The following is a 12,719-nucleotide window of genomic DNA, read 5'->3' on the forward strand; positions in this document are numbered from 1 at the left end:
TAAGCCGCTATCGGCGCGCATTCCGCAGGGTTAGGGATACGTGAAATAGTCGGAGTCTCGTACGCATCGGAGCAGATGCCACCCGGCTCCCAGCCCGCAGCCACTTTACTTAAACCTACATTTACTCCGCCTGGTCGTCTGTTTTGGCCCCGTCGGAATATGGTTCTTCGCTGCTCTGCTTGATGGTGACGCTCAGGTCGTTGAAGTCCACTTTCTTCCAGACTCCTTTGTTCACCTTCACGCCTGCCTTTTTGATCCATTTGTCACACGTATCGTTGTAGAGCTTTGTCTTTCTCTCCTGAACGATGCTTTCCTTTTTGGAATCCGTCGCCTCCCTGTCCAGAAGGCTTGTCACTTTGGCCACATAGCAGCCGCTGTCTGTCTCTATGACGCCGGTCGCTTCTCCTTCTCCGAGTGCGTCCGCCGCCTTTACGAGGTCTTCATCCGGGCTTGTGGACTCGCTGTCGAACGTGGCGGTCTGTGCTTCCAGTCCCTGCTCTGTGGCAAGTGCATTGAAATCTTCTGCCGTCTCAGCGCTTTGTGCAAAGCTCTCTGCCTTCTCCTTGGCCTCAGCCTTTTCCTCATCCGACAGGTCGGCAGATTTGCCGGAATCATCGGTTTTCGTATAAGGGAACAGCACGTACTGCATACTCTTCTGGGCCGCCTCGTCATCCGATACTTCCGTATCCGCATCCGCTTCTATCGCTTCTGACATCTTTTTCTGTATTGCCATCAGCGTCAGTACACGTTTTACCGTCTTCTTGGAACCTGATATCTTCTCTTTGGATTCCAGCGTATTGTCTTCATCAAAGGTTTTGGCGGATTTATCAATGACAGCTTTCTCTTCCTCAGTAAGAGATACGTCATAATCGCCCATGTGCTCTTCCAGCACGAGCATCTTTTCCAGCTCTTCCAGCACAGAGTCTTTGACGAATTCTTCATATGTCTGTCCCTCTGCAGCGTCAGTATTCCACATATCCTCCCCAAGGTAACCGGAATAATACGTCTCATACTGGGCTTGTGTATATCTTGCAAAGAAATTTGCAACATCGGCTGTAATCTCTTTCTCTCCCACAGTCGCCACCACGTCATCCTCGTCGATGGAACCACATCCCGTGAGGACGCCCGCCGCGAGCAGACCCGTTATTGCAAATAGTAACACTCTCTTTTTCATGTTTTTATATACCCTCCTTAGTACTGCTAACTTCACCATTATAGCCCGTTTTTAAGTGTCAATCAATCCTTTTATTCCAATTAGCACATTTTTCACAACCTGCAGAATATCTTCATTCTTTTCCTTTTTATTCCGGTTCTTCTTTTCATATATGAAATATGGCGGCGTTTCGGTCTTAAATATGAGCGCCCCTTTGAATGCATCCAGAAGGTCTTGAATCCGTTCCGGATGGACCTTCGCCTTCTCATACATCACAAAGGTATATGTCTCGCCTTTCTGTTCCACAGCCGTCACGTACACGCTGTGGGCCAGCGCTTTCAGACGGGCGACGTTCAGCAGGGTCTCCACCTTCTTTGGTATATCTCCAAAACGGTCGATGAGCTCCTCTACCATATCCTCCATCTCATCCTCCGTCTCCACAGCGGCAATCCGCTTATATATATCCAGCTTCTGATATTCGTTCAGAATATAAGAATCAGGGATGTACGCATCCACGTTCAGATCCATCGTCGTCGTGTAAGTCTCCTCTTCCATCTCACCTTTGAGATGTTTTACCGCCTCATTGAGCATCTTGCAGTATAGGTCGTAACCGACCGCCTCCATATGCCCATGCTGCTGTGCGCCGAGCAGGTTGCCGGCACCTCTGATTTCCAGATCGCGCATAGCAATCTTGAACCCGGAGCCAAGTTCGGTGAACTCGCGGATAGCAGCCAGACGCTTTTCCGCTACCTCTTTGAGCATCTTGTCTCTCCGGTACAGAAGGAACGCGTATGCCATCCTGTTGGAACGGCCCACGCGGCCCCTCAGCTGATAGAGCTGCGACAGTCCAAGCCGGTCTGCATCGTGGATGATCATCGTATTGACATTCGATATGTCAAGCCCGGTCTCGATAATGGTGGTGGATACGAGGACATCTATCTCACCGTTGATGAAATCATACATGATCTTCTCCAGCTGGTGTTCTTTCATCTGCCCATGGGCAAAAGCGACGCTGACTTCCGGCACGAGCTTCTGTATGCCGGCCGTAACCTCCGCGATATCTTCCACACGGTTATAGACATAGTAGACCTGTCCCTGGCGGGCGCACTCCCTCTCTATCGCTTCGCGCACCATCTCATCGTTATACTCCATCACATACGTCTGTATCGGCATCCTGTCATTGGGCGCTTCTTCCAGTACGCTCATGTCACGTATGCCGATCAGGCTCATATGAAGCGTCCGCGGTATAGGGGTGGCGGTAAGCGTCAGCACATCCACGTTTTCTTTCAGCTTTTTGATCTTCTCCTTGTGCTGGACACCGAACCTCTGCTCCTCATCGATGATGAGGAGACCAAGGTTCTTGAATTCCATATCATTGCTCAGCACGCGATGCGTCCCTATCACGATATCGACGAGACCCCGCTTCGTATCTTCGGCTGTCTTCTTCTGCTGTGACGGCGTACGGAACCGGCACATGAGGTCTATCCGCACTGGAAAGTCACGCATCCGCTGAACAAATGTGTTGTAATGCTGCTGCGCAAGTATCGTCGTCGGCACGAGATATACGACCTGCTTATCCTCCTGCACGGCCTTGAACGCTGCCCTGATCGCTATCTCCGTCTTGCCGTAACCGACATCCCCGCAGATGAGGCGGTCCATGATTCTGCGGCTCTGCATATCCCTCTTTACCGCCTCGATGGCCAGAAGCTGGTCCTCCGTCTCCTCAAAGGGAAACATCTCTTCGAACTCCCGCTGCCAGACCGTGTCTTCTCCGTACACATAGCCTTCCTGCTCCTGCCGGGCCGCGTAGAGCGCGACAAGGTCTCTAGCGATTTCTTTTACCGCTCCCCGGACTTTTTTCTTCGTCTTCGTCCACTCCTGCGTCCCGAGCCGGTTCAGCTTCGGCTTCTTGGCATCCGAGCTTGCATACTTCTGTATCAGGTCCAGCTGAGTGGCCGGAATGTAGAGATTTCCCCCTTTTGCATAGGATATCTTCATGTAATCCTTTGCCACTTTGTCCACTTCTATCTTCTCTATCCCCTGGTAGATTCCAAGGCCATGGTTTTCGTGGACGACATAATCTCCCGGCTTCAGCTCAGAAAAGCTCAATATCTTACGGCCTTCGTAAGATTTCCTCTTCTTTTTCTTCTTGACCTTGCCGAAGATATCCGTCTCTGCAATCACGGTAAATTTAAGCATGGGGTATTCGTACCCCTCTGCCACGTGTCCGTATGCGGTCATAATCTCGCCGGGATTTACCTCCCGGTCCATCTCATCGCTGTAATAGCTGCTCAGGTTATAATCGCGCAGATCTTCGGCCAGCCGCTTTGCCCTCGTTCTGGAACCGGAAAGTAGCACGACACGGTAGCCGTTTCTCTTCAGGCGTTTCAAGTCCTGCGTCAGCATGTCGAAGCTGCTGTTATAGGGATTAACGCTCTTTGTCATAAGACTGAGGGAAGCACGGACTTCAAATCCTCTGCAGCGCATCTCCAACGCAAAGAAGCCGATGCTGCTGTAGCCGTTCATCCGCTTGACTATCTCATCCGTATGAAAGAGCTGCGCTTCTGCATCGGTCATATCGTAGCCGCTTTCGAGACGGCGTTTCTGGGCTTCAATAAATTCATCCTCGACGCCTTTGCCTTTTTCCAGAAGCCGCACCGGCTCGTCGAGAAATAGAATCGTATGCTCCGGTTCAAAATAATCCAGAAAGGAAACCCTCTTCTCCCCCTCTTCCGGGAATTCGCTGGCCGGATATATGACGACTTCCTCGAGATTCTCTATAGACCGCTGCGTGTCGACATCGAAGGTACGAATCGAATCTACCTCATCTCCCCAGAGTTCTATTCTGATAGGAAGTTCCTCTGTCAGCGGATATACATCCAGAATCCCTCCACGGACGGCGAACTGCCCCGGGCCTTCTATCTGTATCTCCCTGTCATAGCCCAGTCTGGCAAGCTCTCTTTGCATCTTGGCAAGGTCGACCGCGCTGTCGCTTTTCACCGTTATCGTACGTCTCTCGATTTCAGCCTTCGGCAGCAGAGCATCCATGAACCCGTCGAAGCTTGTGACAACGGTAATGTCCTGACCCGTGATGACGGACTGGATGACTTCCATCCTCTGCCGTACCAGTTCTCTGCTCCTTAGATCTGCCTGATAGAACAGAAGGTCCTTTGCCGGGTACAGATATGTATTCGGATCTAGGAAACGGTATTCTTCATAGATTTGTTTCGCTTTTGACTCACTGGAACAGGCGATGACTTTATAGTGACAGCCATCGCTCAGCGCATACATCATATGGGTTTTCTGTGAATTGACGCAGCCGGATATCTGTATCATACCGGAACTGCTCTTCTTTCTCTTCTGAAGCTCTTCAAATTCCGCAAATTCTTCTAACGGCCTTATTAAGGCTTGCATATTTAGCCCTCCTTAGGCTTTACTTTTCGGTTATACTCATTCATAGCCGCATCTATATCACCCGCCGCTATCATCTCCACGGCCTCAGCTGCATGTCCATACCCTTCCTCCATCATCTCCCGCTCTGCTTTAGAAAAATGGCCAAGCACATAATCGGCCAGGTCATACCGTTTCGGCTTCTCGCCGACTCCTACTTTTATACGAGGAAATATGTCCGTCCCAAGGCACGAGATGATGCTCTTTATCCCGTTGTGCCCCCCTGCGCTGCCTTTCTTGCGTATGCGCAGCTGCCCGACGCCGAGGCTTACATCGTCGTAGATGACGAGAAGCTCCGTCTCCTCATCTACTTTATAATAGTCCACGAGCGCCCTGATGCTCTCGCCGCTTAAATTCATATACGTCTGCGGCTTTACGAGCAGCACTTTCTGTCCGGCAATGACGCCTTTTCCGACATACGCCCTGTTCTTCCGGTAATCTACGGAAATATTATATTTGTCTGCAATCGTATCTATGACATCAAATCCCACGTTATGCCTTGTACCTTCGTACTGTAATGTAGGATTGCCAAGTCCTGCGATAATAAACATTTTCTCTCACCTCATTTTCTCCCTATTACATTCTACAAGAGGGCAATCATTTTGTCACGCAAAAGCCACGAATAATTTTAGGATAAATCTCATACATTATAGAAAGTGAAAATACGATACACGACACAGGAGGGCTTTATGAGTTCTAAAACAAAAATAGTTGTATTGCATATGAAAGAGATTATATACACGGCGGTATTTGCCGTGTTGGCAATAGTATTGATCCTTTTACTGGTATTTATGTTCCTTCCCAAGAGCAAAGGCGCCGGTGCGGATGAAGAAAAATATGTCCCGGGAGTCTATACATCCACCGTGACGCTGAACAACACAGCGCTGGAAGTGGAAGTATCGGTAGATGAATCCCACATCAATTCCGTGCGGTTCTCTAACCTGGACGAAACAGTAACTACCATGTTCCCGCTTATCCAGCCTGCAATCGAAGACATTGCAGAACAGGTATATGACAAACAGTCGCTTGACGACATCAAGTATTCCGAAGACAATCCATATACCTCTCAACTTATCGTCAATGCCATCGACGAAGCATTGAAAAAAGCCGCAGTTACCAAATAGCTGCGGCTTTTCTAATGTACTGCGCTGCCCGGGCTACCCTTCCACGATCAGGAATCTGCCGTTAGGCAGAGGGAACACTTCGGAAGCCTCTTCCAGCTCTTCCTCCGACATTCCTTCTATGTCCAGGCCTTCTTCCTCAAAGAACTCCCTCACTTCACCGATTCCATCCACAACGACGGCCATGCAGTCTTCCAGGAATGCTTCTGCCTCTTCTAGTGTTATGGCGACCGGCTCGTCGAACAGCTGCGACTGTTTCTCCAAAAACGTTCTCAGACAATCTTCATCATACTCATACATCCTTGATATCCTCCCTTAAAGTGACGTTACGATCTTCTTATACATACTGCAGTAATTCTTCCGGCATATCTATGATATGCTCCGCCCCTGCATCTGCCAGGATTTCTCTTGAACGGAACCCCCATGCTGCTCCGATACATGTTATCCCCGCATTGCATGCAGTCTTCACATCCACTTCAGAATCGCCTATATACAGGCAGTCTTCTTTCTCCGTATGCAGCCTTTCGAGCACCTTGTACACTCCCTCCGGATCCGGCTTCCTCTTTAAGCCTTCCATCTGCCCCTGCACACAGTCGAAGATATCGTCCCCGAATATCTCCTGCACTACTTTCACGGTCTGTACATGCGGCTTATTGGAAAGGACCGCCAGCTTCAGGCCCACTGCCCTGAGTCTGGTTATCATCTGAGGTATTCCATCGTATGGTGTTACATGATATGTACAGTTTGCATCAAATATACGTCCGTATATCTCCATACCTTCATCAATTCTGCTGCCCGTCTTGTCCCCGGCAGCCTCAAGCGCACATTCCATCAGCCGTCTCGCCCCGTTTCCGACAAATCGTCTGCACTCGTCTGTCGTTATCTCCTCAAGTCCCATCTCGCGCAAGGTCGCTTTTACCGAATATGCCAAGGATTCCAATGTATCCGTCAATGTCCCGTCCAAATCAAATACGCAAGCTTTCATACATACATCCTCCTATGTACCTAATGATAGTATGAACGTGTATAAATTTCAAGCTGGAATTTGATGAAATGACGGCCGGGCAGAGCAAAGCGCGGCAGATTAGGATTGTTTTCGCCCCTTTCAGCCGCGCCGCTATATATACCTTCTGTCCACCCCAAAAACTTCCGTTTAATTTTCCAGATACTGCTTCATGACGCGAAGGGCATTCTTCTCCAGCCTGCTCACCTGTGCCTGGGAGATATTAATCTCCTCCGCCACTTCCATCTGTGTCTTGCCCTCAAAGAAACGGAGCTTTATAATATAGCGCTCACGCTCCCCAAGATGTTCCATCGCCGCCTCCAGCGACAAGTCCTCCACCCATTTCTCTTCCTTGTTCTTCGTGTCGCTTATCTGGTCCATCACATACAGGGCGTCTCCGCCGTCATTGTACACTGGTTCCTGCAGGCTCATCGGCACCTGTATCGCATCGAGTGCAAATACGATATCTTCTTTGGAAATCCCTATCTCCTCAGCTATCTCCTGCACCGTAGGTTCTTTCAAGTGTCTTTTTACATAATTTTCTTTCGCATATATCGCTTTGTAAGCAGTATCGCGAAGCGACCGGCTGACGCGTATGGAATTGTTGTCCCTCATATAGCGCCTGATCTCACCGATAATCATCGGCACCGCATAAGTCGAGAATTTGACATCAAGCTCAGTATTGAAGTTATTGATTGCTTTGATCAGGCCGATGCAGCCAATCTGAAAGAGGTCGTCAGGATTCTCATTACTGCCGCCGAAACGCTTGATGACGCTTAGGACCAGCCTCAGATTTCCCTTGATATATTCTTCCTTCGCTTCCTGGTCGCCTGCTTTTATACGCGCAAACAAAGCTTCCTTCTCCTCTTCTTTCAGGATGGGAAGCTTCGCCGTATTTACACCACATATTTCAACTTTTCCCTGAGCCATAATAAGAATCCTCCTTACTGAACATAACATTTTGTCAAATAAATTAAGTACAATAAGATTTTTCTCATTATGGATTTGGATTATACGAACGTTTCGAAAATATAAAAATTATTGGGGCTTGACATCACTTTTCTAATCTCTGTCCCACTTCTCCGCCAGATTCTGTATCTGCGTCTCGAACTTGGCCAGTTCCTTATTCGCCAGGCCTTCATTCTTATATACGACCTCAAGCAGACGTTTTGCGGCCGCGACGAGCCTGTTGAACGCTGCCTCCGCCCTTGTCCTGGCCGGCTTCTCCACCGCTATTTTCGGTTCCCTTACACCGATGGTAAGCACTTCTCCCGTCGCCAGGTCCACGCTGCCTCCTGAATACGGTGCCAGCGCAGGACATCCGAATGTATCGGTAATCGTCCGTGCGAATTCATCCGTGACCTGGTCTTCGCCGTGTACCACAAATACATGGGACGGCACAGTCTCAAACCCTTTCAGCCATGCCAGCAGGCCATTCATGTCCGCATGGCCGCTGATTCCTTTGAGCACCTCGATCCTTGCATTGACTTCCACCGGCTCGCCAAACAGCTTCACGCTCTCTGCACCTTCTATGAGCTTTCTGCCGAGCGTTCCCACCGCCTGGTAGCCGACGAAGCATATGGTGCACTCTTTCCTCCAGAGGTTGTGCTTCAGATGATGCCGGATCCTGCCGGCCTCGCACATCCCGGAAGCGGATAAGATGACTTTCGGCCTGTCGTCAAAGTTGATCATCTTCGACTCATCGCTTGTGATTGTCGTCTTTAGCCCTCTGAACAAGAGCGGGTTCACTCCCTTATTCACAAGTGCCAGCGCCTCTTCATCGAAGCAGGACCATACGTTCTTATTGAACACATTCGTAGCCTCGATAGCAAGAGGGCTGTCAACGTATACTTCAAAATCAGGGAATTCCGGCAGCAGCTTCTGCTCCTTGATCTCCCGGATAAAATAAAGCAGCTCCTGAGTCCGTCCTACGGCGAACGAAGGCACTACGAGATTGCCGCCCCTTTCAAACGTCTCACGCAGTATCCTCGTAAAATCACCTACATAATCTGGCGCCTCAGCACCGTGCGTCCGATTGCCGTATGTAGACTCTATCACGATATAATCCGCCTCTTTTACCTTCTGCGGGTCCTTGATTATCGGCTGGTTCAGATTGCCGATATCGCCGGAGAACACAATCTTCTTCTGCACGCCGCCTTCCGTAATCCACACTTCGACAGCCGCAGATCCGAGCAGATGTCCGACATCCGTAAAGCGCACGTCGATTCCTTCGCAAAGCGTAATCCTCTGGTTATAGTCACAGGGGGATAGAAGCTTGACAGCCGCCTCTGCATGTTCCATCGTATAGAGCGGCTCATACGGTTCGGCTCCGCTGCGCTTCGCTTTCCTGTTGCGCCATTCCGCCTCAAACACCTGGATGTGCGCGGAATCGCGCAGCATGATGTTGCACAGGTCGGCAGTTGCAAAGGTTGAAATTATGTCCCCCTTGAACCCCTGCTTACAGAGCATCGGAATCTTTCCGGAATGGTCGATATGTGCATGGGTGAGCAGGACATAATCGATGTCCCCGGAAGTTACCGGTATATCCTGGTTTTCATACAGGTCCGGTCCCTGCTCCATGCCACAGTCGACGAGAATATTTTTTCCACAGGCTTCAATCAGGTGACAGCTTCCCGTAACTTCATGGTCGGCCCCAATAAAAGTAAGCTTCATATGCACAACCCCTTTTTTCTTTTATTGTATCACCTTTCTATGGACGTGGCTATGAATACTTTACCATTTCCCTCCGGAGCCTCTGCATGATTTTTTTCTCCAGCCTTGATATGTAGGACTGTGATATGCCGAGCATATCCGCCACCTCTTTCTGCGTCTTCTCTTCCCCGTCAGGAGTCCCAAGTCCGAAGCGCATCTGTATTATCGTCCGCTCTCTCCCGGAGAGCCTGCTGATTGCTTTCAGCAGAAGCTTCTGTTCCACCTCGTTTTCCAGGTCCTTATATATCGTATCTTCTTCTGTTCCCAGGATGTCTGAGAGAAGAAGTTCGTTTCCATCCCAATCTACATTCAACGGTTCATCTATGGACACTTCCATCTTCGTCTTGTTATTCCTTCTCAGATACATCAGTATCTCATTCTCAATGCAACGTGACGCGTAAGTTGCCAGCTTTATATTTTTCTCGGGGTTAAATGTATTGATCGCTTTTATCAGTCCAATCGTGCCGATAGAAATCAGATCTTCCACACCGACTCCTGTGTTGTCGAACTTCTTGGCTATGTACACTACCAGGCGGAGGTTGTGTTCAATGAGCACTTTTTTTGCCTGTTCGTCATATTCGGAACCGAGGTCACCTATCACGGCACTTTCTTCCTCCGCCTCAAGTGGTGCGGGAAGTATCTCAGAGCCCCCAATATAGTGTATATCCTTTTTATCCGGAAAAAGCAGTGTCCGAAAGTCTGGAATTACTTTTAGTTTGAATTGATGCGGTACTGCTACTTTGATAACCATAATCTGTTCCTCCTATAATATATCAGGATTTAATATCATCCTGTATGCTCCATCTGATGCCACATGACCGTCGCAGATGCCGATGAGCGGACGTTCGATCCACTTCTCGTTCTTCTGGCACACGCACATCTTATCCAGCGTAATGACTGGCATGACTCCTGACTCTTTCCCGACGGAATGGTACGGTATGTACCGGATGCCGTCCGGCAGGGCAGCTTCTGTCAGTGCCTTCACAACGCTTTCATCCACGATGCTGACCGGTTTGCCTGTCACGGCATCTTTCAGGCTGTTGCCGGTATCTATCACTGCTTCCACCCTGCACATCTTTTCATCCTTGTACAGGACCGCTTCACATCTGTATTCTTTCAGCCTTGAAAGGTAAGACAGAAAGTTCCAGATACCAAGCACTGCATAATAGCTCACGACCGCAAGGGCAAAGAACAGGCTTCCAATCTTCATATACTGCCGGAGATATTCAAATACGCCTCCGACGAGGATTCCGCTGATATAGAGCACGACATAAGCTTTCACGAATGTCCTGTCCCAGCTGATTTTCAATCCTGCCTTAAGCATTACAATATTGACAAGACCGTGGAACAGTATGAATTTTATAAACGCATATGGTATGGGAACTATCACGACAGCACAGGTGAGCAATGCTCCGGCAGCCGCACCTAGGCAGATTCTTCCATGCGTGGCAGAACATTTCAGGATTCTGCGGGTAATCTGCAGGAGCATGAAGTCCATCATGAAGTTCACCAGAAAAAATACGTCTATGTATAACTCATAATACACATTCCACCTCTTTCTCTTTTGATACTAAATCGATTTGGTACTCAAGCAAGATTTATTATACGAGGAAGGTCCAAAAGATTTTGTCAGATGATGGAATCCATTCTTATTTTCTTTCGACAGCTGTTCCAAACCACAACATATAGATTTTTGGGGACTGTTTTTTTCGGATTTGTGTTTTGACAAAGCACAATACTTTGTGTCTGTTTTTTGGGTAAAAGCGAGAATTTTATGGGAGAAATATGGGGATTAAGAGCGAATAGGGATAAGAATTGTGATATATTGTCGAATAAAAGAAAGAACAATGTTGCTTTTATAACGAAAAAGGAGAACTTCGTATGTGAAGTCCTCCTTGTATTCCTACTATTGATCTGCTCTCTATCGTTTAAAGAAATCAGGTATCTTGATGGATTGCTCTTTTACCTTGCTCGTCGGCGTTCTAGGCGTATCCAGAGAAGGTGTCGTCCCTCCTGCGGGCTTTCTGGGCGCGGCCGTCGTGCCGCCGCCTCTGGTCGGAGCCATGCCAAGATCCAGCTTCTGGGATGACGGCTTCGCCGCTGTGGCAGCCGCAGGCCTCTCATATGCCTGTGCACCCTGCTGCGGTACTGCTCCTCTTTGAGTCTCCAGTCTTGCCTTCAGCTTTGAAGCGCTGCCGCCTACGTTATGTAGACCTGTAGCTATGACTGTAATGGTAGCTTCGTCTGCCCTGGAATCGTCATACATGGCACCGAAGATAATATTTGCATCTTCACCTGCCAGATCCTGCACATACTCAGCCGCGTCAGAAGCATCCATAAGCGTAATATCACCGGACACGTTGATGATGACATGGGACGCGCCTGCAATCGTCGTCTCAAGCAGCGGGCTTGCAACAGCCTGCTTAACTGCCTCAAGCGCTTTGTCGTCGCCGCGGCCCTGTCCGATACCGATATGGGCGATACCCTTGTCCGTCATGACTGTCTGTACATCGGCAAAGTCAAGGTTGATAAGTGAAGGTACATTGATAAGGTCGGTAATACCTTGAATACCCTGCTGTAATACTTCATCTGCTTTTTTGAGCGCCTCAGGCATGGTCGTGCGTCTGTCCACAACCTCCAGCAGCTTGTCATTCGGGATGACGATCAGCGTATCTACGCTTTCCTTTAACTTCTCGATTCCGGAAAGTGCATTGTTCATCCGTGTCTTTGACTCGAAACGGAACGGCTTAGTAACAACACCGACAGTCAGAGCTCCCTGCTCCTTCGCTATACGCGCGACCACCGGCGTGGCACCCGTACCGGTACCGCCTCCCATGCCACACGTAACAAATACCATGTCGGCGCCTTTAAGCGCTGCCGATATCTCTTCTGAACTTTCCTCTGCCGCTTTTTCACCTACTTCCGGCTTCGCTCCCGCACCGAGCCCTTTCGTAATCTTGTCCCCTATCTGCATAAGCGTAGGTGCCTTACATAACTGGAGTGCCTGTTTATCTGTATTAATAGCAATAAATTCAACACCGGCAATCTGTTCGTCAATCATTCGGTTTACCGCGTTATTACCGCCTCCGCCGACTCCAACAACAATAATCTTTGCCGCTGCTTCTGATTCATTCGTCTTAATTTCTAGCAAGGGTTTTTCCTCCTTTATCCTATCCTTATTATATATTATACATCCCACAGAGCAAAACGCAAAAACGCATTTTGCTATATATAGTATATAATATAAGCTTTTGTATAAAATATCAATAGAATTTTATCT

At 48.9% G+C, this 12,719-nt stretch carries 11 protein-coding genes; 1 reads left to right on the top strand and 10 read right to left on the bottom strand.

Features of this window, described 5'->3' with window-relative positions:
* Nucleotides 1-121: 121 nt before the first annotated feature.
* The 3 genes from HJV72_RS15410 to pth are packed head-to-tail and all read right to left on the bottom strand — an operon-like array spanning nucleotide 122 to nucleotide 5,154.
* Nucleotides 122-1,174 carry a peptidylprolyl isomerase gene (locus tag HJV72_RS15410; protein ID WP_208072265.1) on the bottom strand — a complete coding sequence of 351 codons (1,053 nt, stop codon included), beginning with the start codon at nucleotides 1,172-1,174 and terminating at the stop codon, nucleotides 122-124.
* A 51-nt stretch (nucleotides 1,175-1,225) separates the two neighbouring features.
* Nucleotides 1,226-4,567 carry a transcription-repair coupling factor gene (gene mfd / locus HJV72_RS15415; protein ID WP_208072267.1) on the bottom strand — a complete coding sequence of 1,114 codons (3,342 nt, stop codon included), beginning with the start codon at nucleotides 4,565-4,567 and terminating at the stop codon, nucleotides 1,226-1,228.
* 2 nt (nucleotides 4,568-4,569) lie between these two features.
* Nucleotides 4,570-5,154 carry an aminoacyl-tRNA hydrolase gene (gene pth, locus HJV72_RS15420; protein ID WP_208072269.1) on the bottom strand — a complete coding sequence of 195 codons (585 nt, stop codon included), beginning with the start codon at nucleotides 5,152-5,154 and terminating at the stop codon, nucleotides 4,570-4,572.
* Nucleotides 5,155-5,292: 138 nt separating this feature from the next.
* On the opposite strand from pth, the gene HJV72_RS15425 reads away from it, so the two are divergent.
* Nucleotides 5,293-5,727, top strand: coding sequence for a hypothetical protein (locus HJV72_RS15425; RefSeq protein WP_132274263.1), 435 nt, complete (start codon nucleotides 5,293-5,295; stop codon nucleotides 5,725-5,727).
* 33 nt (nucleotides 5,728-5,760) lie between these two features.
* Here HJV72_RS15425 and HJV72_RS15430 read toward each other — a convergent pair whose 3' ends face one another.
* From HJV72_RS15430 to ftsZ, 7 genes are all read right to left on the bottom strand, one after another.
* The gene (locus tag HJV72_RS15430; protein WP_132274260.1) at nucleotides 5,761-6,024 is read right to left on the bottom strand and encodes a glyoxalase; all 264 of its coding nucleotides are present in this window, start codon (nucleotides 6,022-6,024) and stop codon (nucleotides 5,761-5,763) included.
* A 37-nt stretch (nucleotides 6,025-6,061) separates the two neighbouring features.
* A complete protein-coding gene (locus HJV72_RS15435; protein WP_208072271.1) occupies nucleotides 6,062-6,709 on the bottom strand; it encodes an HAD family hydrolase in 648 nt (215 codons plus the stop codon).
* Between the two features lie 168 nt (nucleotides 6,710-6,877).
* Entirely contained in the window at nucleotides 6,878-7,657 is a 780-nt protein-coding gene (gene sigG, locus HJV72_RS15440) for an RNA polymerase sporulation sigma factor SigG (protein ID WP_049727582.1), read from the bottom strand.
* A 132-nt stretch (nucleotides 7,658-7,789) separates the two neighbouring features.
* Nucleotides 7,790-9,400 carry an MBL fold metallo-hydrolase RNA specificity domain-containing protein gene (locus tag HJV72_RS15445; RefSeq protein WP_208072273.1) on the bottom strand — a complete coding sequence of 537 codons (1,611 nt, stop codon included), beginning with the start codon at nucleotides 9,398-9,400 and terminating at the stop codon, nucleotides 7,790-7,792.
* A 49-nt stretch (nucleotides 9,401-9,449) separates the two neighbouring features.
* A complete protein-coding gene (sigE, locus tag HJV72_RS15450) occupies nucleotides 9,450-10,190 on the bottom strand; it encodes an RNA polymerase sporulation sigma factor SigE (protein WP_049727580.1) in 741 nt (246 codons plus the stop codon).
* A 12-nt stretch (nucleotides 10,191-10,202) separates the two neighbouring features.
* Nucleotides 10,203-10,985, bottom strand: coding sequence for a sigma-E processing peptidase SpoIIGA (locus HJV72_RS15455; RefSeq protein ID WP_208072275.1), 783 nt, complete (start codon nucleotides 10,983-10,985; stop codon nucleotides 10,203-10,205).
* 375 nt (nucleotides 10,986-11,360) lie between these two features.
* Entirely contained in the window at nucleotides 11,361-12,590 is a 1,230-nt protein-coding gene (ftsZ, locus tag HJV72_RS15460) for a cell division protein FtsZ (RefSeq protein WP_049727578.1), read from the bottom strand.
* Between the last annotated feature and the right edge of the window lie 129 nt (nucleotides 12,591-12,719).

Source organism: Extibacter sp. GGCC_0201 (genome assembly GCF_017566055.1).
Lineage (GTDB): Bacteria > Bacillota > Clostridia > Lachnospirales > Lachnospiraceae > Extibacter.